This window comes from Mesorhizobium sp. P3_A10 (assembly GCF_056403175.1).
In genome coordinates this window covers 134,872-152,677 of record NZ_JBFUFZ010000006.1, presented here as the reverse complement: position 1 = coordinate 152,677, position 17,806 = coordinate 134,872, and the positions used below count along the sequence as shown (strand labels likewise).

Below are 17,806 nucleotides of genomic sequence, written 5' to 3'. Positions count from 1 at the left end.
GCAGATATGGCTGAAGCAACCGCAAACGGCCTGGGGCAACACGCCCTTCACGCTGCACATGACGCGGCAGCGACCGGCGTCACCCATGCAGAGGTTCACCAGGAACACCCGATCAAGCTCTACATGGTGGTCTGGGCGTGGCTGTTCATTCTCAGCACCTGCTCCTATTTGGTCGACTATTTCGGCCTCCACGGCTATCTCAGATGGTCGCTGATCCTGATCTTCATGATCCTCAAGGCTGGGCTGATCGTCGCCGTTTTCATGCACATGGCCTGGGAGCGGCTGGCGCTGATGTACGCGATCATCCTGCCGCCGGTTTTCGTACTGGTGTTCGTGGCGCTGATGCTGTTCGAAGCGGATCACACGCTTCTCACCCGTGTGACGTTTTTCGGCGCCGGACCCTGACGCGCAACCTGGATTTGAGGCTTGGTCGACAGAGGCTGCCTGCAATTAGGGTCGGGCCGCTGCTGCCTTGAAACGAGCGGCGGCTGATCCATCTTGCTATTATCGGAAACGATCGGAGGAGAATGATTGCCCTCGTTTCCAATGCGCCGCGAACTCCAGCAGGGAGGCCGAAAATGACGATCGCAAACAGACTGAAGGACTACATTGACGGGAGAGGAATCTCCTACGACACCGTCGCCCATCATCGCACATCGACGAGCAGGCAGTCCGCCATTGCCGCGCATGTGCCCGGCAGCATGATGGCCAAATCGGTGGTCGTTCACCACGAACTCGGTTATGCGCTGGCCGTGGTCCCAAGCACGCACAGAATCGAGCTCGGCACATTGCAGGACGTCATGGACAGGCGTCTTGGACTCGCCTCCGAAGACGAGGTGGTCTCACTCTTCGGCGATTGCGACACCGGCGCCATTCCGCCGATCGGCGCGGCCTATGATGTCCCGGTGATCCTCGACGACAGCCTCGGCGGGGCCACCGACATCTATTTCGAGGGAGGCGACCACAGGACGCTGGTACATGTCAGCGGCAAGGATTTCCGCAACCTGACCATGGACGCACGTCACGCCCGCTTCAGTCACGCTGCCTACTGAAAAATCAACCGGCTGCACGGGCACTCGCGCCGGTGCAGCCGGGCCGGATTTCGTCAGCTCGCCGGCCTGACCGACGCCGGCGCTTCCACGACTTTGCGGTAGACATGCCAGGTGGCATGACCAAGGATCGGCAGCACCACCGCCAGCCCCGCGAACACCGGCACCGAGCCGATGATCAGGCAGACGGCGACGATCAGTCCCCAGACAGCCATCGGGATCGGGTTGGCCAGAACGACGCGCACCGAGGTGTGGATGGCCTCGTAAGCGCCAACGTCGCGGTCGAGCAACAGCGGGAAAGCGACGACCGTGGTGCACAGCACAACGGCGGCGAAGACGAAGCCGATGGCGTGCCCCAGGATAATCAGCGTCCAGCCACGCCCGGTGGCGAATATCTCGTTGATGAAACCGGATATCGATGTCGGCGGCGCCGGGCCGAAGAGATACTGATAGAACATCTGCGCCGTCAAAAGCCAGGCGATGAAGATCGCAAACAGCATGATCCCGACCGCCGCGATGGCCGGCAGCGCCGGAGAGTTCCTGACTTCAAAAGCGTGGCTCCAGGAGGTGTCGATCCCGGCTTCCCGTCGCCGGCTGATCTCATAGAGACCGATCGCCGCAAACGGACCGATCAGTGCAAAACCGGAGACCAGCGGAAACAACAACGGCAACGCATTGGCGCCCGACGTCCAGGCAGCCAGCACCACGCCGACCAGCGGATAGATCAGGCCGAGAAAAACGATGTGCGATGGTTTGACCATGAAATCGTCGACGCCGCGTCTGAGCGCATCAAAAAGGTCGGAAACACCGATTTTTCGAATTTTGGTGTGTTCCAGCGTCTCGCTGGCGCCTGCTATCACGTGAAAACTTGTCATGCCGTTCCTCCAGATCAGGTCCGGTAAGGTCGCGGTTTCACGGTGCTGCCGTTTTGCATGACTGGCCACGCAAACCGCGGACCTGCACCGTGATCAACATACTCTTTTGCATGGGGTTTGTCGCCCTTTTGTCAGCAGGGCCGGCAGGGTCATGCACCGGCTGCAACTGGCATGAACGCGCGCATTGCGATGGTGTCGGCAAGCAGCATGGCAAAGATCGCGAAGAGATAGAGAATCGAATAGGCAAACAGCGCCTTTGCCGGTTTCATGTCCTGGTCGGCAATGACCAGAACTTTCCAGCCATGCCAGATGAATCCCACGCCCAGTGCGGCTGAAACAATTCCGTAGAATCCGCTGGCGAATCCGAAGGCCCAGGGCAGCACGCCGATGGGCGCCAGAAGCAGTGCATAGGCGAAGATCTGCTTTCGCGTCGAAGCATGGCCGGCCACGTTCGGCATCATAGGGATGCCGGCCGCGGCATAGTCGCCGGTCTTGAACAGCGCCAGGGCCCAGAAGTGCGGCGGCGTCCAGAGGAAAATAATCAGAAACAGAATGAGGCTTTCAATACCGACGGCGCCGGTGGCCGCCGCCCAGCCGATGACAGGAGGAAGCGCGCCCGCGGCGCCGCCGATGACGATGTTCTGCGGCGTCGAGCGTTTCAGCCACATCGTATAGATGACAACGTAGAAGAAGATGGTGAAGGCCAGCAGCGACGCAGCAAGCCAACCCACCAGGAGGCCGAGCGTCACTACCGAAAATGCGGAAAGCACCAAGCCGAAGCCGAGCGCCTCGCCCGGCTCGACACGGCCTGACGGAATCGGCCGTTTTGAGGTGCGCGACATCAGCGCGTCGATATCGGCATCGTACCACATGTTGAGCGCCCCGGCCGCGCCCGCTCCAACCGCAATAGCGCCGATAGCGATCACGGCGATGACCGGGTTCATCCCGCCGGGCGCCACCATCAGACCGACGAAAGCGGTAAAGATCGCCAGCGCCATGACCCGCGGCTTCAAAAGCGCAAAGAAATCACCAGCCGTCGCTTCCGAGAGGCGGATGCCGGTATCCTTGAGGCTTTCCTTGACCGACATTTGAGACGACCAGCGATGGAAACCGGCAGCCCAGCCGGCTGAAGAGCCAGGCTATTTTGAGAATTGCTTCAGATAGGCGATGACGTTGGCGATGTCCTCGTCCTTCTTGAGGCCGGGAAACGCCATCTTCGTACCTTTGACCAAGGCCTTGGGATCGTGAAGGTAGGTCGTCAGCGTCGGTTCATCCCATTTGACGCCGGATGCGCCGGCCGCGATCATGGCCTCGGAGTATTTGAAATCCGGATGCGTGCCGGCCGTCCGGCCAATCACACCGTGCAACGACGGACCGATCTTGTTCGTGTCCTCTTCCGCGATGTGGCAGACCTTGCATTTGGTGAAGACCTTCTCGCCTGCCGCGGCATCCTGTGCCTGCGATGAATTCGAGATGAAGGTCGCAACGGATATGGTGGCTAGGAATGCTATTGCACGCATGGCATCTCCTCACTGATCGCCAGTATTGGCCAAGACGATCTGCGCGCGCCGGCACATGGATGCACCGACATGCGCCTCGCGCCACAGAACGGAATATCCGCTCCTCCCTTGTGGCCCTACGTCACCTCAGTACCACAGAATTTGGCCGGCAGATAGAAGATGCCAGCCTTGCGCCGCGGACCTGCCTTCCAGAAGATCGCGTCGCTGTTGCAAGGTGTCGGAGACGAATTTGGTGAAGGCATGCACGCGCGCCGTGCGGCTCGCCGGCGTCGTCCTGCTGATGGCCGGATGCATTGTCATCAAGGCGCTCTGATCCCGACCCGCCACAACGAAAAAGGCCGCCCTTGAGGCGGCCTTTTTTGATCTCATCGTCAGGCGCTTATTCGGCGTCCTTTGCTGCCTTCTTCTTCGGCGCAGCCTTCTTCTTCGGCTCTTCCGCGTCGTCGGCCTTTTCAGCCTTGTCAGCCTTCTTGGCAGCTGCCTTCTTCGCCGGCTTTGCCTTGGCGGTTTCGGCCTCTTCGTCGTCGGCCATCAGCTCTTCCTTGCTGACCTTAACGTCGGTGACCGAGATCTGGCCGAGCAGATGGTCGACCACCTTCTCCTCGAACATCGGCGCGCGCAGCGTGTTCAGCGCTTCGGGATTGCTGCGGTAGAATTCAAAGGCTTCCTGCTGCTGGGCGGCCGGGTAGCGGCGCACCTGCTCGAACAGGCCGCGCTGCAATTCCTCGTCCGTCACGGTGACGCCGGCCTTCTCGCCGATTTCGGCGAGAACCAGGCCGAGACGCACACGGCGCTCTGCAAGGCGAAGATATTCGGCGCGTGCCTCTTCTTCCGTCGTCTCCTCATCGGCGAAGCTGCGGCCGGCAGCTTCGAGATCGCGGTTGACCTGGGTCCAGATGTTGTTGAACTCGGCGTCGACGAGCTTCGACGGCGCCTCGAACGAGTAGGAGGCGTCGAGCTGGTCGAGCAACTGGCGCTTGACCTTCTGGCGCGTCATCGAGCCGAACTGGTTCTCGATCTGGCCACGCACGATTTCGCGTAGGCGCTCCAGCGACTCCAGGCCGAGGTTCTTGGCCGTCTCGTCATTGATCTCGAGCGCGCCGGGCTTCGATACTTCCTTGACCGTGACGTCGAAGGTGGCTTCCTTGCCGGCCAGATGCGCCGCCTGGTAGTTTTCCGGGAAGGTGACCGTCACCTGTTTCTCGTCGCCGGCCTTGGCGCCGATCAGCTGATCCTCGAAGCCGGGGATGAATTCCTTGGAGCCGAGCACCAGCGGCTGATCCGTGCCAGCGCCGCCAGAGAAGGCCTCGCCGTCGATCTTGCCGAGATAGTCGATCGACACGCGGTCGCCTTCGGCGGCCTTGCCGGTTTTCGGCTCGTAGCTGCGCGCCGATTCGGCAACGCGCTGGACCTGCTCGTCGATCTCGGTATCCGGCACGTCGAACACCTGGCGTGTCACCTTGATGTCGGAGAAATCCTTGATCTCGATCGCCGGAATGATCTCGTAATTGATGCTGAACTCGAAGTCGGCGCCGCCGGCCAGGATCTTCTCGGCTTCCTTCTCGTCCTCCGTCATGATCACTTCGGGCTGCATGGCGGCCTTTTCGCCGCGCCCGGTGATGATCGAACGGGTCGAATCGTTGAGGATCTCGTTGACCACTTCGGCCATGAACGACTTGCCGTAAACCTTGCGCAGGTGCTGCACTGGCACCTTGCCGGGGCGGAAGCCGTTGATGCGGACCTTGTTACGGGCGTCCGACAGCCGCGCCATCAGCTTGGCTTCCATGTCACCCGCCGGCACGGTGATCTTGATCTCGCGCTTGAGACCGGAGTTGAGCGTTTCGGTGACCTGCATCGTAAAACCTTTTTTTCACCAATGAGGCTGCCAAACGGCTCCTGCCGTTTACAGCCTGCCGGTATAATCTTGCCGGGAATGGCTTTTGGTACGGAACCTGGCGATTTGACCGCAAAAGCGGCTCAAATTCTCCCAAACTGCGCTCCAAAATGTGAATAAGTCTTTGTTTTTCCTACTTCTTATCACATTCTGCAGAAGCGGATCGTCGCGTCCCGTCACATTTGACACGCCTTTTGTCACAGGCGCGGCTAATTTTCAACCATCTTCGCGTTGCAGCGAATGACCGCCATTTTGGCCCCGACATTGACAGAATGATGGCTACATGGGATTGCCGAGCGATGCGGATGTGGCGGAACTGGTAGACGCCCTGGATTTAGGTTCCAGTGCCGAAAGGCGTGGGGGTTCGAGTCCCTTCATCCGCACCAGCAGCCTATTCCTCAAAGACCTGACGCGTGAGCCATTCCGCCAGTTTCGCAAGGTCGGGCCCCAACACGCGGTCATCACCGACCGGCGGAACGATCCTTCTGATATCCGCGACAAATGACTGCAGCGCCGGCGGTGCTTCGCGCCCTGTGACATGCAGTGCCTGCGAGGCGATCATCGCCAGCATCGCCATCGCCGCGTCGACGCAGCGGCCGGCGGTCGCCTCCTTGGTCCAGGCGAAGAACACCGTGGTGGCGACATCGTCCTGCCCGGCGCCAGCCGATTCCGTTCCCGGAATGAAGGTGCGCTGCGCCGCAAGTTTCGCTTGCTCGAGATAGCCGGTGATTGCCATCGGGACATAGCCGACATTGCCATGGCCGTCGCTGTCGGCCCAATGCCGTCCTGTCATCAGGAGGTCAGGCAGCAGCGACACCTTGCCGTTCAGGAGTTTTGAGGCGTGGCGGTCGCAGAGCAGGCAGAGATCGGCCCAGATCGCCGCCAGATCGTCGAGCGCCGGCGTTGCCATGGCGTTGTGATAGCCGCCGGTGCTGATGCAGCGGCCGAACGGGTGCGCGTCATCAGGCGGGATATAGACCGGGTTGTCCGAGATCGAAGCCAGCGAAACGGTCGCCGCCCGCTCTGCTGTCGACAGAGCGCGATGCGCCTGGCCGAGGATGCGCGGCACGATGCGGTAGCTGACCGGCGCCTGATAGTTGCGCCGCCCGTCTCCGGCGCCGACGAGGAACTCGCGCAATCCGCGCAGGGCGGCAGCGTCGTGTTCGTCGCCCCAAAGCGTGTCGAGCGCCGCATCGTAATGTTCAAGAGGCGCGCGAAATGCTTCGATCGACAGCGCAAAGACCTTTTGCGCCAAGCGCACGCGGCGGCGGGCCGCCAAGGCTGCATCGGCCACCAGGGCCGCAGCGCATGGCGAGCCGTTGATCAGCGATCCGCGTTCCTTGACCTCGAGGTCAAAGCACGTCGAAAGCTCGGCAAACAGCGGATAAAGCGCGAGGATTTCACCGGCGCCGCCCTGCCCCTGAGACGGCACCGCGGGCATCGGTCGGCCGTCGAGCATCGCTGCGACGGCGAGCGCGATGCGCGGCGTGGTGGCGGCGTTTCCTTCGAGGAAATTGGTCAGACGGGCGAGCACGATCGCCCTGACCACGCGCTCCGGCAACGGATTGCCAAAGGAGGTGGCAGCCGCGAACGCCTTGATGCGCGCATGGCGATCCCGCTCGTCATGTTCGAGCTTGCGGCTCGCCAGCTCCCCCATGGCGGTGGTGACGCCATAGATGACCGGTGGAGGGTCGGATTCAATCAGCTTCAGGAACGATGCGCGGCATTCGGCGATGCGCAGCAAGGCCGCGTCACTGATCTTGACGGTGTCCTTCTTCCAGGCGACGCGGAAAACAGTGTCGAGATTGACGTCTTCCCGTGTCGTCAGGGTCGCTGGCATGCTTCGTACCGTCCAAGTGGGAGAGCGCCGAGGATTCTGTCGACCGTCCCGGTCGGCATCCATTCATCTAGTAGAGCGGTTCCTCGAACAGCGTCTTGTCGCCGTCCATCAGCGCCTTGATCTGCGCGCTGCCGTCGGCTGCGATGGCGGCGCGGATGCCGAACGGCCGCACCCGCATGTCGTTCTGGATCGCCATGCCCTCGCCTTCCGGAAGATAGAAGCGCTCGATGCCGTAGTCAGGCGCGATCGTCGCTTCCGGCTCGCGCAGGCCCCAGCCATCCGCGACATGCCCGACGATGTCGACCTCATCGGAGGCTGCCGGCGTCGGTACGGCATCGAACCAGGCCGCGCTCGGCTGCCAGTAGCCCTCAGCGCCCTTCTTCAGCCTGACGACGAGTTCGGAGTCGTTGCTGGTGGACCTGTCGGGTGGAATGTTGGCGATCAGCTTCACCGGGATGCGCGAGATCTCGTAGCCAAGCACAATATAGTCGCCGCGCAGGAGATCGCGCGGGTCGATCGGCTCGACCTTCAGCAGGACTTCTTTGCCATTGCGCAGGATCGCCGCCCGGCCGGCAATGATCCAGCTCAAAAAGCCGATCTGGACGAGCGCCAGCAGCAGCGCCGAGATGATGAGTCTTTTCCCGGTCATCATGCGTTCGCTCCTTCAACGCGCGGCGCCTTCATGCGCTTTTCGATGCGGATGATGACCAGCGCGAGGATGCCGAGCAGCACCGCGGCCGCCAGGAAGAAACCCGCGGTGTCGAGCATCGACTGCAGCATCACGACATAGATGATGGCGAGTTCGAAGGCGAAGCCGGCATAGGCAACCCAGCGCAGGCCCCTGCTCTCGCGGCCGCCCAGGACGATCGCCGCGACGATGCCGGCGAGTGATACCGCCGAGGCAATGGCGAAGCCGGCATTGTAGCTCGCCTCGTCGGCCAGTTCGAACTGGATCATCGCCATGCCGGTGAGGAAGCCGATCAGGGCATGCAAGGGCAGCCGGCCGCCAAGCTGTACGATCCGCTCGACCGGTTCGGCCGCGAAGATAGCCGCTGCAAAAAGCAACGCCGAGACCACCACCAACGGAGTGGCGACCTGCAGCGTGTCGTGGTCCATCACGAGCAGCACGAGATAGGCGGTGACCGACAGGATGATCAGGTGCCGCGCTGCCTGGCTGCGGGTCCAGAACGAAATGGCGAAGAGTACCAGCGCCATGGGGGCGAAGAGATGCGGAAACTCGGCACGTCGGAAAAAGCCGCCCCATTTGAGGAACAGCCAGGCGTCGGCGATGCCGACGGAAGCGAGGGTGAGCGGGTTGGAGCGCAACGCGACTGCCGCCAGCGCCGTGCCGGCGCCCCAGGTGATCAAGGCCGACGCCTCGTCGCCGGACAAATGATACATCTGGCCGATCAGCGCGATCGATCCGCCGAACGCTGCCGCGGCCACGATCCACAGCGCCTCGCCGATCGCTGCATGGTCGCGTGTCTTCAGCACAGCACCGCCGACATAGCCGGCGATGATGATGGCAAAGAGCGCCAGGACGCGCGCCAGCCGTGGAATGGCTTCCCAATTGGCAGCGACGAAAATCAGGATGGCGGCGCCGAACAAGAGCGCCGCCATCATCGCCAGGATCGAACCGAAGCTCAGCGATTTGCGCTCGTTTGATTCGACGTCGCGCGCCAGCGCATCGGCCGTCGGCGCGTCAATCAGGCCGCCCTCTCGCCAGCGCGCGATATCCGCCCTGACCCGTGACGAATAGCTCGCCATACCCCATCTCCCCCAGTCTGGTCTTTTTTCAGCCGATCCGGCCAAACCGTTGACGCAACGGCATTTTCCGATTCGGGTTTCTTTGTGTCGAAGCCGTGAACGCGCGTTAATGGTGCATTGCACAATTTGCATTGCTGCCATGCACCAATAGCGCTTTTAAATCGTTTTTAGCCCACCTATCTTCAGGTCGTACTGAAAGACGGAATGATCCGAAAGAAAGACGAAACGAGAAATACCATGAACCTGATCCGCAACTACCGCAACTGGCGCCGCTACCGGGAAACTGTTTCCGAGCTGAGCCGCCTGAGCAACCGTGAACTGAACGACCTCGGCATCGGCCGCAGCGACATCCACTACGTCGCCCGCAAGGCGGTCTAATCCTTCGGACCGTAAATGGTCCGAACCAGTTTTAAGAGAGAACGACAATGAACCTGATCCGCAACTATCGTAACTGGCGCGTCTACCGCGACACCGTGAACGAACTGGGTCGCCTTTCGAACCGCCAGCTCCATGATCTCGGCATCGTCCGCGACGAGATCAAGCACGTCGCCCGCAAGGCGATCTGAAGTTAAGGAATTTCGCCAGGGTCGACCTCCTCCCCGACCCTGACGGATACGGTCAGCCTTCACCTCCTCCCGAGGGTTGACCACCAAAACGGCGCCCGCCGCACCTCCTCCCGCGGCGGGCGTTGTTCCCAAAGCGAACGCAGTTCGTCTTTCAAAGCGAACGTAGTTCGTCATCCCAGGGGTTTCGCCCCCCTTGATCCGGTGAAAAGAATTTCGTCAAAGCCGACCTCCTCCCCGGCGATGACGAATCGGTCGATCTTCACCTCCTCCCGAGGATCGACCCCAAAAACGACACCCGCCGGACCTCCTCCCCCGGCGGGTGTTGTTGTTTTTTGGGTAGGATTTCCCCTCGCCGGTCTGTCGCGCGGCAATTGCAATCGCCGAGCCAAGCGATTATTCCGGCGCTTATGAGCAAGAATCCCATTCACATCGTCGGCGGCGGCCTCGCCGGATCCGAAGCCGCATGGCAGGCGGCTGAAGCCGGCGTTCCGGTCGTGCTGCATGAAATGCGCCCGGTGCGCGGCACCGACGCGCACAAGACGGACGGCTTTGCCGAACTCGTCTGCTCCAACTCCTTCCGCTCGGACGACGCTGAAAACAATGCGGTCGGCCTGTTGCACGCCGAAATGCGGCTGGCCGGCTCGCTGATCATGAGCGCCGGCGACGCGCACCAGGTGCCGGCCGGCGGCGCGCTGGCCGTCGACCGCGACGGGTTTTCGCAAGCCGTGACCAAAAGGCTCGAGGCGCATCCGCTGATCACCATTGAGCGTGAGGAAGTTCCCGGCCTGCCGCCAACGGACTGGGACCAGGCGATCATCGCCACCGGCCCGCTGACCGCGCCCGGGCTCGCCCAGTCGATTGCCGAAGCGACCGGCGCCGATGCGCTGGCCTTCTTCGACGCCATCGCGCCGATCATCCACTTCGACACGATCGACATGGACACCTGCTGGTTCCAGTCGCGCTACGACAAGGTCGGCCCCGGCGGCACCGGCAAGGACTACATCAACTGCCCGATGGACAAGGAGCAATATTTCGCCTTCGTCCAGGCACTGATCGATGGCCAGAAAACTGAATTCAAACAATGGGAAGGCACCCCCTATTTCGACGGCTGCCTGCCGATCGAGATCATGGCCGAGCGCGGCGTCGAGACGCTGCGCTACGGGCCGATGAAGCCGATGGGGTTGACCAATGCCCACAATCCGACGGTCAAGGCCTATGCCGTCGTGCAGCTGCGCCAAGACAATGCGCTAGGCACGCTCTACAACATGGTCGGTTTCCAGACCAAGCTGAAGCATGCCGAGCAGGTGCGCGTGTTCCGCACCATTCCGGGTCTCGAAAACGCCGACTTCGCCCGCCTCGGCGGCCTGCACCGCAACACCTACATCAATTCGCCGACCTTGCTCGATGCCTCGCTGCAGCTGAAGTCGCGGCCCGGCCTGCGCTTTGCCGGCCAGATCACCGGCTGCGAAGGCTATGTCGAAAGCGCGGCCATCGGCCTGCTTGCCGGGCGCTTCGCCGCCGCCGAACGGCTCGGCCATGCACCCTCGCTGCCGCCCCTGACCACGGCCTTCGGCGCGCTGCTCAACCACATCACCGGCGGCCACATCGTCTCCGACGACGAACCGGGAAAGCGCTCTTTTCAGCCGATGAACGTCAATTTCGGCCTGTTCCCGCCGGTCGAGGCGCCAAAGACCGAGGGCAAGCGCATGCGCGGCAAGGACAAGACCGTCGCCAAGCGGCACGCCATCACATCGCGCGCGCGCGCCGATTGCCGGCAATGGCTGGGGCTGCCAGCGCAAACGGAAACGGCCGAAGCGGCGGAATAAGGGTCCGCTACTCCGCAGCCTTGATGCTCGCCTGAAGGATTCCTGTCACGATTGACGTCTGGCTGGCCAGCCTTGCGAGGCGCGGCGCAACAGCAGCCAATGCCGGCGCAACGCCGAAAGTTGCGCCGGGCCATTGAACGGTGAATGGCTTTCCATCTTGCCAAGATAAGCGCGCGTCAGCGTCAGCGGCAGGAATGCCGGGCGCAGCGAGACCGGCAACGCCGATGCTCCCTGCTCGAAGGCGGAAAGATGCTCCCGCGCCAGCGCGATCATTGCCGCCACCGCACGTTTCGCGCCCGGGCCGCCATCGCCGGCAACAAACTCTTCCGGCGATGAACCCGCCGCAGCAAGGACGTCGGCCGGAACAAAACATTGCCCGCGCTTGCGGTGCAGCGGCAGCAGAAGCAGCAGGCCGGTCATCGCTTGTGCGCAACCTGCCCTGCCCGCAAGTTCGGCAAAGCGCGGCGCCTCGACGGGGTCGAGCACCATTGCCGCGAACTGGATGAGGGCGGCTGCCGTCTCGCCGCAATAGCCTTCGAGATCGGTGCGCGACGGCATCGGGTCGTCATAGAGATCGAAGATGCGCGCTTCGAGCATGTTGTCGAAGGCCGGTTTCGGCAGCTGGTAGGCGGCAATCGTAGCCTTCAACGCGTCAGCGACAGGATGGCCTATGGTCGCGCCATCATCGTCCGCGGCGATGACATCGCGCCACCATTGCAGCCGCACTTCACCCGGCAATGCCTCATGGATGCGGTCGCGAATGCCTGCAATCTCGGCGTTGAATGCATAGAGCGAAAACAGCGCGTCGCGTCTGTCCACCGGCGCATAGAGCGCTGCGAGATAGCGGTCGTGGTCGGCGGTGCGTACCGCGTCCATGACGATCTTGCTGGTATCAGCCATGTCAGTCGACGGCGATCAGCGCGGCGGCCACGGCGCGGTCTTCCGCCAGAAGCACATTGTAGGTCCGCACTGCCGCCCCGGTCGACATCGGATCTGATGAAATGCCTGCTGCTTTCAGTGCCGCGCGCAGTGCAACCGGCAATGGCCTGAGATCCTTGCCGCAACCGACCAGCAAGATCTCGACCGTGCCGGCCTCGGCCAGCAACTTTTCGAAATCCGCCGCGGTCAGGGCCGCCGGATCGGCTGGCTCCCAGCCGTAAATGCCGGTGGGCAGGCACAGCAGCGAGCCGCGATGCGACATGTCGGCGAAGCGGAACCCACCATTGCCATAGGCCTCGATCGGCGCGCGGCCGGGGAAATGCGCCTCGCGGATGACGATGCCCTTTGCCAAAAGCGTAGCGTTCGTCAGGTCGCCACGGCTTTGCCGCCGCCGACCGGCTTCTCGTCGTCAGCGGTCGTGGCCTGCGGCCGCAACTTGAACAGGATCAGCAGCGGTGCAGCGATGAAGATCGACGAATAGGTGCCGAAGACAACGCCGAACAGCATCGCCATCGTGAACGAGCGGATCACCTCGCCGCCGAACAGCACCAGCGCCAGCAGCGCCAGGATCGTCGTCACCGAGGTCAGCGTCGTTCGCGACAGCGTTTCGTTGATGGCGTTGTTCAACAATTGCGGCAGCGGCATGCGCTTGTATTTTCGCAGATCCTCGCGAACGCGGTCATAGACGACGATCGTATCGTTCAGCGAATAGCCGATGATGGTCAGGATCGCCGCCAGCGATGACTGGTTGAATTCGAGCCCGGTGATGACGAAGAAACCGAGCGTCATGACCACGTCGTGGACCGTCGCAACGATGGCGCCGACCGCGAACTGCCATTCGAAGCGGAACCAGACATAGACCAGGATGCCGAGCAACGCGACCAGCATGGCGATCGTGCCTTGCTTGGCCAGTTCGCCGGAAACCGTCGGCCCCACCACTTCGACGCGGCGGAAGTCGTATTGGTCCTGCAGCTCGCCGCGCACCTTGTCGATGACGGTCTGTTCGGCGTTCTCGCCGCCGTCCTGCGTGCCGACGCGGATCAGCACATCGTTCGGCTCGCCGAACTGCTGCACCTGCACTTCGCCGATGTTGAGTTCCGTCAGCCTGCCGCGGATATCGGCAAGATCGGCATTGCCGGTCTTGGCCTGCACCTCGATCAGCGAGCCGCCCTTGAAGTCGATGCCGTAGTTGATGTCGACGGTCAGAAACAGCACGACCGAGAGGATCGACAGCGCGCTCGACAGTGCGAACGTCCAGCGGCGAATGCCCATGAACGGGATCTTCGTGCCGGCCGGGATGAACGTCACCGGCGCCCGCGGCAATTCCTTCGGCCGGGCGCGGCGCAGCCAGATCGACACCAGCAGACGGGTGAAGGTGAAGGCGGTGAAGACGGTGGTCAGGATGCCGATGGCATAGGTGATGGCAAAGCCCTTCACCGGCCCGGTGCCGAGATAGAACAGCACCACGGTTGCAATCAGCGAGGTGATGTTGGAATCGACGATGGTCGCCAGGGCTTTGGTGAAACCGGTGTCGATCGCCTGGATCACCGAGCGGCCGTTGCGTCGCTCCTCGCGAATACGCTCATAGATCAGCACGTTGGAATCGACCGCCATGCCGATGGTCAGCACGATACCGGCAATACCGGGCAAGGTCAGCGTCGCGCCCAGCAGCGACAGCAGCCCGACGATCATCGCCACATGCACCGCCAGCGCGATGTTGGCGAGGAAGCCGAGGAAGCCGTAGGCCACGAACATGAAGGCGACGACGAGGATCGAACCGATGATGCCCGCGACTTTACCCGCATGGATGGAATCCTGGCCAAGGCCAGGACCCACAGTGCGCTCTTCGATCACCGTCAGCTTGGCCGGCAGCGCGCCGGCGCGCAGCAGCACGGCGAGGTTGTTGGCGGTTTCGGCGGTAAAACTGCCTGAAATCTGACCGGTGCCGCCCAGGATCGGTTCGCGGATCTGCGGCGCCGAAATAACCTGGTCGTCGAGCACGATGGCGAACAGCTTGCCGACATTCTGCGAGGTCGCCTGGCCGAAGCGCGCCGAGCCTTTGGAGTCGAAGCGGAACGAAACCACCGGCTCGTTGGTCTGGGAATTGTATGTCGCCTGCGCATCGACGAGGCTTTCACCCGAGACGATGACGCGGTTCTCGATCAGATAGGGAACCGGCGGATCGTCCTGCGAGTAGAGGATGGAGGAGCCTGCCGGCGGACGACCGTTGAGCGCGTCCTGCACCGACATCGACTGGTCGACCATCTGGAAATTCAGCTTGGCGACCGTGCCAAGCATGTCCTTCAGCTTCTGCGGATCCTGCAGGCCCGGCACCTGGACCAGGATGCGGTCGTCGCCTTGCCGCTGCACGATCGGCTCGGTCGTGCCCAGCGCATTGACGCGGCGTTCGACGACCTCGATCGACTGCGCCAGCGCCGTCGCTGTGCGGTATTTGATGCCGGCGTCGGTAACAGTGAATTTGAGCAGGCCGGGCTCGCTGTCATCCAGCGTCATCTCCTGGATGGAGCCGCCGCTGAACAGGCCCGCGGCCACAGGATCGGTCAATGACTTCAGCGCCGTCTTGGCGGCTTCCACCTGCGCGGGATCGGTGATGCGGACCTGTACGGTCCGGCCCGATCCGGCAAGCCCGGTATAGCCAAGCTTGGCATCGCGCAGCAGCGTCCGGATTTCGTCGCGCGTCGTCTCCAGCCGGTCCTTGATCAGATCATTCGGATCCATCCTCAGCAGGATGTGCGAACCGCCCTGCAGATCGAGGCCGAGCGTCATCTGCCGCTTCGGCACCCAGCTGGGCAGTTGGGCCAGCGTGCTGGCGGGGAAGAGATTGGGCGCCGCGAGAAGCACTGTGATGGCCACGGCCACCCAGATCAGGATCATCTTGAAGCGCGAGAAATATAACATTGTCTATCGTCCGTTCAGGCGTACAAGCGGCTGCGTTCCGCCTACAATTGGGTTATTTCTTGGCGTTCTGGTTTGCCACCGGCTCGCCCTTGACCCGCACATCGACGATCGTCGAGCGCAGCGCCGTCACCTTGGTGCCGCCGCCGAGGTCGACTTCGAGCTCATGATCATCGATCACCTTGGTCACCTTGCCGATAAAGCCGCCGCCGGTGACGACCGTGTCGCCGCGACGAACCGCCGCCAGCATGTCGGCGCGCTTTTTCAATTGCGCGCGCTGCGGCCGGATGATCAGAAAATACAAGATCGCGAAAATCGGGATAAACGGCACGATAAGGTCGAACATCGGGCCGAGCGGGGTCAGCGAGGGTGCCGCAGCCTGGGCGAATGCCGGTGTGACGAACATCAAGAACTCCTGAATACGGAAAATAGGCCACAAAGCGGCCCCGCCAAATTTGGCCGGAATATAGTCGGTAAAGTTGCCAATGCAACTGCGCGAGCCGGCAAATCGGCTGCTTTTCCGACCGGTTGACCCGTGTTAGAGCTTGAACCCGAACAGCGGTGTCAGGTTTCCGGAAAAGAGCACGCACAAACAAAAGGTTGGAGCTGGTTTTTATGCCGCCGGCATCGACCGGATTACCGCCTCACACGCCCCTGAATGCAAAAAATAAAGATGCGAAAATGACCGACAGCACCATCGACGCCCTGAACGACAAGCTCGATCGCCTGATCGAGGCGGTCTCCCGCCTCGCCCCGCTGCCGGTGCCGAAAACCGACCTTGCCGAGGCCGATTGCTTCGTCTGGCAGGCCGATCCCGGCTATCTCGAGCCGGTGCGCAAGGTCAATCGCGTCGACATCGGCCTGATCCGCGGCGTCGACCGCGTCCGCGACATCCTTGTCGACAACACCGAGCGCTTCGCCGCCGGTTTTGCCGCCAACAACGTGCTGTTGTGGGGCGCGCGCGGCATGGGCAAGTCCTCGCTGGTCAAGGCAGTGCACGCCGCGATCAACGCGTCTTCGAAACTCGATCTGCCGCTCAAGCTCATCGAGATCCACCGCGAGGACATCGACACGCTGCCCAAGCTGATGGGCCTGCTGAAGGCCGCGCCCTTTCGCGTCATCCTGTTTTGCGACGATCTGTCGTTCGACCATGACGACACCTCCTATAAGTCGCTGAAGGCGGCGCTTGAAGGCGGCGTCGAAGGCCGGCCGGCGAACGTTATCTTCTATGCTACCTCGAACCGGCGCCATTTGTTGCCACGCGACATGATCGACAATGAACGTTCGACCGCCATCAACCCGTCGGAAGCGGTCGAGGAGAAGGTGTCGCTGTCCGACCGCTTCGGCCTCTGGCTCGGCTTCCACAAATGTTCGCAAGACGAGTATCTCGACATGATCGACGGCTATGTCCGCCATCACGGCCTCGCCATCGACCCCGAGACGTTGCGCGCCGAGGCGCTGGAATGGGCGACGACGCGCGGCAGCCGCTCGGGCCGTGTCGCCTGGCAGTTCACCCAGGATCTGGCGGGAAGGCTGGGCAAGCCGCTCAACGACTAGCAACCGCCATCCGAAACCGAAGGCATGTGGCCAAGCTGTCACCTGACATAAGCGCTGTTCTTTATTTGTTCCGAGATTTATGTCATTTTCCCGCTCCGTAACTCGAAGGCCAAAGGGGAGTGCAATTGGGGAGCAAGAGCGCAGCGTTTCGTAGGCTCCACGAGGAACCCGGCACATTTATCATCCCTAACCCCTGGGACGCCGGCACGGCACGGATTCTTGCAGCCATGGGTTTTCGTGCTCTCGCCACCACGAGTGCAGGCATGGCGTTTTCTCTTGGCGTTGCCGAGGGGCAGGTCTCGCGGAAGGATACGTTGAGCCATTGTCGCGCCATCGTGGCGGCGACGATGCTCCCTGTTTCGGCCGACCTCGAAAAGGGCTTTGGCGACAGCCCGGAAAGCGCTGCCGAGACGATCCAGGCCGCAGCCGGCATCGGCCTGGCCGGATGTTCCCTGGAAGATCATACCGGCCGGCGCGATGATCCGATCTACGACTTTGGGCTCGCGGTCGAGCGGATCGAGGCGGCCGCGCAAGCACGCCAGGCACTGCCGGACGATTTCGTCCTTACGGCGCGCTGCGAGAACTTCTTGTGGGGCCGCCGCGATCTGGATGACACCATCCGCAGGTTACAAGCTTTCGAGAAGGCCGGAGCCGATGTGCTTTATGCGCCCGGCCTGCATGACCTCGGCATGATCCGCACCGTTTGCAGAGCCGTGACGAAACCGGTCAATGTCGTCATGGGCATGCCCGGCGCAACGTTCGGTGTGGCTGAGCTGGCGGACGCCGGCGTCAAGCGGATCAGTGTCGGCTCGGCGCTGGCGCGGCTCGCGTTTGGCAGGTTCGTCCGCGCCGCGCGGGAGATGAGATCGGCAGGGACATTCCGGTTTTCCGAAGAAGCCATGGGTTTTGCGGAGCTGGAGGGCTTCTTTACCGGATCGACGAAGGCTTGAGAGCCCGCCGAGGGTCTGCCCGGTAACTGCCTTTTTTGCCGAATGGCTCCGAGCCGCGAACCACTGAAAAAGCCCACTCCTCACGGAGCGGGCCGAGCCGGCGGGCC

Annotated in this window: 19 protein-coding genes and 1 tRNA gene; 8 read left to right on the top strand and 12 right to left on the bottom strand. The window is 62.3% G+C overall.

What is annotated here, in order from left to right; all coding sequences use genetic code 11:
• The first annotated feature begins 6 nt into the window (after nt 1-6).
• The gene (locus AC1DXU_RS22395; RefSeq protein WP_477372493.1) at nt 7-405 is read left to right on the top strand and encodes a cytochrome C oxidase subunit IV family protein; all 399 of its coding nucleotides are present in this window, start codon (nt 7-9) and stop codon (nt 403-405) included.
• 173 nt (nt 406-578) lie between these two features.
• Nucleotides 579-1,052, top strand: a complete 474-nt coding sequence (locus AC1DXU_RS22390) for an aminoacyl-tRNA deacylase (protein WP_477313969.1) — start codon at nt 579-581, stop codon at nt 1,050-1,052.
• 53 nt (nt 1,053-1,105) lie between these two features.
• On the opposite strand, the gene AC1DXU_RS22385 is transcribed toward AC1DXU_RS22390, so the two are convergent.
• The 5 genes from AC1DXU_RS22385 to tig form a co-directional block, all read right to left on the bottom strand.
• The gene (locus AC1DXU_RS22385) at nt 1,106-1,924 is read right to left on the bottom strand and encodes a DUF2189 domain-containing protein (RefSeq protein WP_477313967.1); all 819 of its coding nucleotides are present in this window, start codon (nt 1,922-1,924) and stop codon (nt 1,106-1,108) included.
• A 149-nt stretch (nt 1,925-2,073) separates the two neighbouring features.
• Nucleotides 2,074-3,012 (bottom strand): heme o synthase, encoded by a 939-nt coding sequence (locus AC1DXU_RS22380; protein WP_477372491.1) that lies wholly within the window; start codon nt 3,010-3,012, stop codon nt 2,074-2,076.
• Nucleotides 3,013-3,063: 51 nt separating this feature from the next.
• Complete coding sequence (locus AC1DXU_RS22375; protein WP_477372490.1) at nt 3,064-3,444, bottom strand: c-type cytochrome; 381 nt, start codon at nt 3,442-3,444, stop codon at nt 3,064-3,066.
• A 126-nt stretch (nt 3,445-3,570) separates the two neighbouring features.
• Entirely contained in the window at nt 3,571-3,744 is a 174-nt protein-coding gene (locus AC1DXU_RS22370; protein ID WP_477372488.1) for a hypothetical protein, read from the bottom strand.
• 79 nt (nt 3,745-3,823) lie between these two features.
• Nucleotides 3,824-5,299, bottom strand: a complete 1,476-nt coding sequence (tig, locus tag AC1DXU_RS22365) for a trigger factor (RefSeq protein WP_477372486.1) — start codon at nt 5,297-5,299, stop codon at nt 3,824-3,826.
• A gap of 340 nt (nt 5,300-5,639) precedes the next feature.
• Between tig and AC1DXU_RS22360 the strand changes: the two genes are divergently transcribed.
• Nucleotides 5,640-5,724, top strand: a tRNA-Leu gene (locus AC1DXU_RS22360).
• 5 nt (nt 5,725-5,729) lie between these two features.
• On the opposite strand, the gene AC1DXU_RS22355 is transcribed toward AC1DXU_RS22360, so the two are convergent.
• From AC1DXU_RS22355 to AC1DXU_RS22345, 3 genes are all read right to left on the bottom strand, one after another.
• A complete protein-coding gene (locus tag AC1DXU_RS22355) occupies nt 5,730-7,178 on the bottom strand; it encodes an aromatic amino acid lyase (RefSeq protein ID WP_477372484.1) in 1,449 nt (482 codons plus the stop codon).
• A 67-nt stretch (nt 7,179-7,245) separates the two neighbouring features.
• A complete protein-coding gene (locus AC1DXU_RS22350; protein ID WP_477372482.1) occupies nt 7,246-7,830 on the bottom strand; it encodes a GDYXXLXY domain-containing protein in 585 nt (194 codons plus the stop codon).
• Nucleotides 7,827-8,945, bottom strand: coding sequence for a DUF2157 domain-containing protein (locus AC1DXU_RS22345; RefSeq protein WP_477372480.1), 1,119 nt, complete (start codon nt 8,943-8,945; stop codon nt 7,827-7,829). Before AC1DXU_RS22345 ends, AC1DXU_RS22350 begins: the two co-directional genes overlap by 4 nt.
• A gap of 237 nt (nt 8,946-9,182) precedes the next feature.
• Between AC1DXU_RS22345 and AC1DXU_RS22340 the strand changes: the two genes are divergently transcribed.
• The 3 genes from AC1DXU_RS22340 (at nt 9,183) to trmFO (ending at nt 11,337) form a co-directional block, all read left to right on the top strand.
• Nucleotides 9,183-9,323: a DUF1127 domain-containing protein gene (locus AC1DXU_RS22340; RefSeq protein ID WP_477247546.1), complete on the top strand. Its 141-nt coding sequence runs from the start codon at nt 9,183-9,185 to the stop codon at nt 9,321-9,323.
• A gap of 47 nt (nt 9,324-9,370) precedes the next feature.
• On the top strand, nt 9,371-9,511 hold the full coding sequence (locus tag AC1DXU_RS22335; protein ID WP_477247548.1) for a DUF1127 domain-containing protein: 141 nt from the start codon (nt 9,371-9,373) through the stop codon (nt 9,509-9,511).
• Nucleotides 9,512-9,918: 407 nt separating this feature from the next.
• Entirely contained in the window at nt 9,919-11,337 is a 1,419-nt protein-coding gene (gene trmFO / locus AC1DXU_RS22330) for a methylenetetrahydrofolate--tRNA-(uracil(54)-C(5))-methyltransferase (FADH(2)-oxidizing) TrmFO (protein ID WP_477372478.1), read from the top strand.
• Between the two features lie 45 nt (nt 11,338-11,382).
• Here the strand turns inward: trmFO and AC1DXU_RS22325 are convergent, their stop codons facing one another.
• Genes AC1DXU_RS22325 through yajC form a run of 4 tightly spaced genes read right to left on the bottom strand, consistent with a single transcriptional unit; the run spans nt 11,383 to nt 15,598 of the window.
• Entirely contained in the window at nt 11,383-12,237 is an 855-nt protein-coding gene (locus AC1DXU_RS22325; protein ID WP_477372476.1) for a phytoene/squalene synthase family protein, read from the bottom strand.
• A 1-nt stretch (nt 12,238) separates the two neighbouring features.
• The gene (locus AC1DXU_RS22320; RefSeq protein ID WP_477313949.1) at nt 12,239-12,628 is read right to left on the bottom strand and encodes an Mth938-like domain-containing protein; all 390 of its coding nucleotides are present in this window, start codon (nt 12,626-12,628) and stop codon (nt 12,239-12,241) included.
• Nucleotides 12,629-12,642: 14 nt separating this feature from the next.
• Nucleotides 12,643-15,195 carry a protein translocase subunit SecDF gene (gene secDF / locus AC1DXU_RS22315; protein WP_477372474.1) on the bottom strand — a complete coding sequence of 851 codons (2,553 nt, stop codon included), beginning with the start codon at nt 15,193-15,195 and terminating at the stop codon, nt 12,643-12,645.
• Between the two features lie 52 nt (nt 15,196-15,247).
• Nucleotides 15,248-15,598 (bottom strand): preprotein translocase subunit YajC, encoded by a 351-nt coding sequence (gene yajC / locus AC1DXU_RS22310; protein WP_477247557.1) that lies wholly within the window; start codon nt 15,596-15,598, stop codon nt 15,248-15,250.
• Nucleotides 15,599-15,873: 275 nt separating this feature from the next.
• On the opposite strand from yajC, the gene AC1DXU_RS22305 reads away from it, so the two are divergent.
• Together AC1DXU_RS22305 and AC1DXU_RS22300 are read left to right on the top strand one after the other, a co-directional pair.
• Entirely contained in the window at nt 15,874-16,749 is an 876-nt protein-coding gene (locus AC1DXU_RS22305; RefSeq protein WP_477372473.1) for an ATP-binding protein, read from the top strand.
• Nucleotides 16,750-16,868: 119 nt separating this feature from the next.
• Nucleotides 16,869-17,699 (top strand): isocitrate lyase/PEP mutase family protein, encoded by an 831-nt coding sequence (locus tag AC1DXU_RS22300; protein WP_477372471.1) that lies wholly within the window; start codon nt 16,869-16,871, stop codon nt 17,697-17,699.
• Nucleotides 17,700-17,806 lie beyond the last annotated feature (107 nt).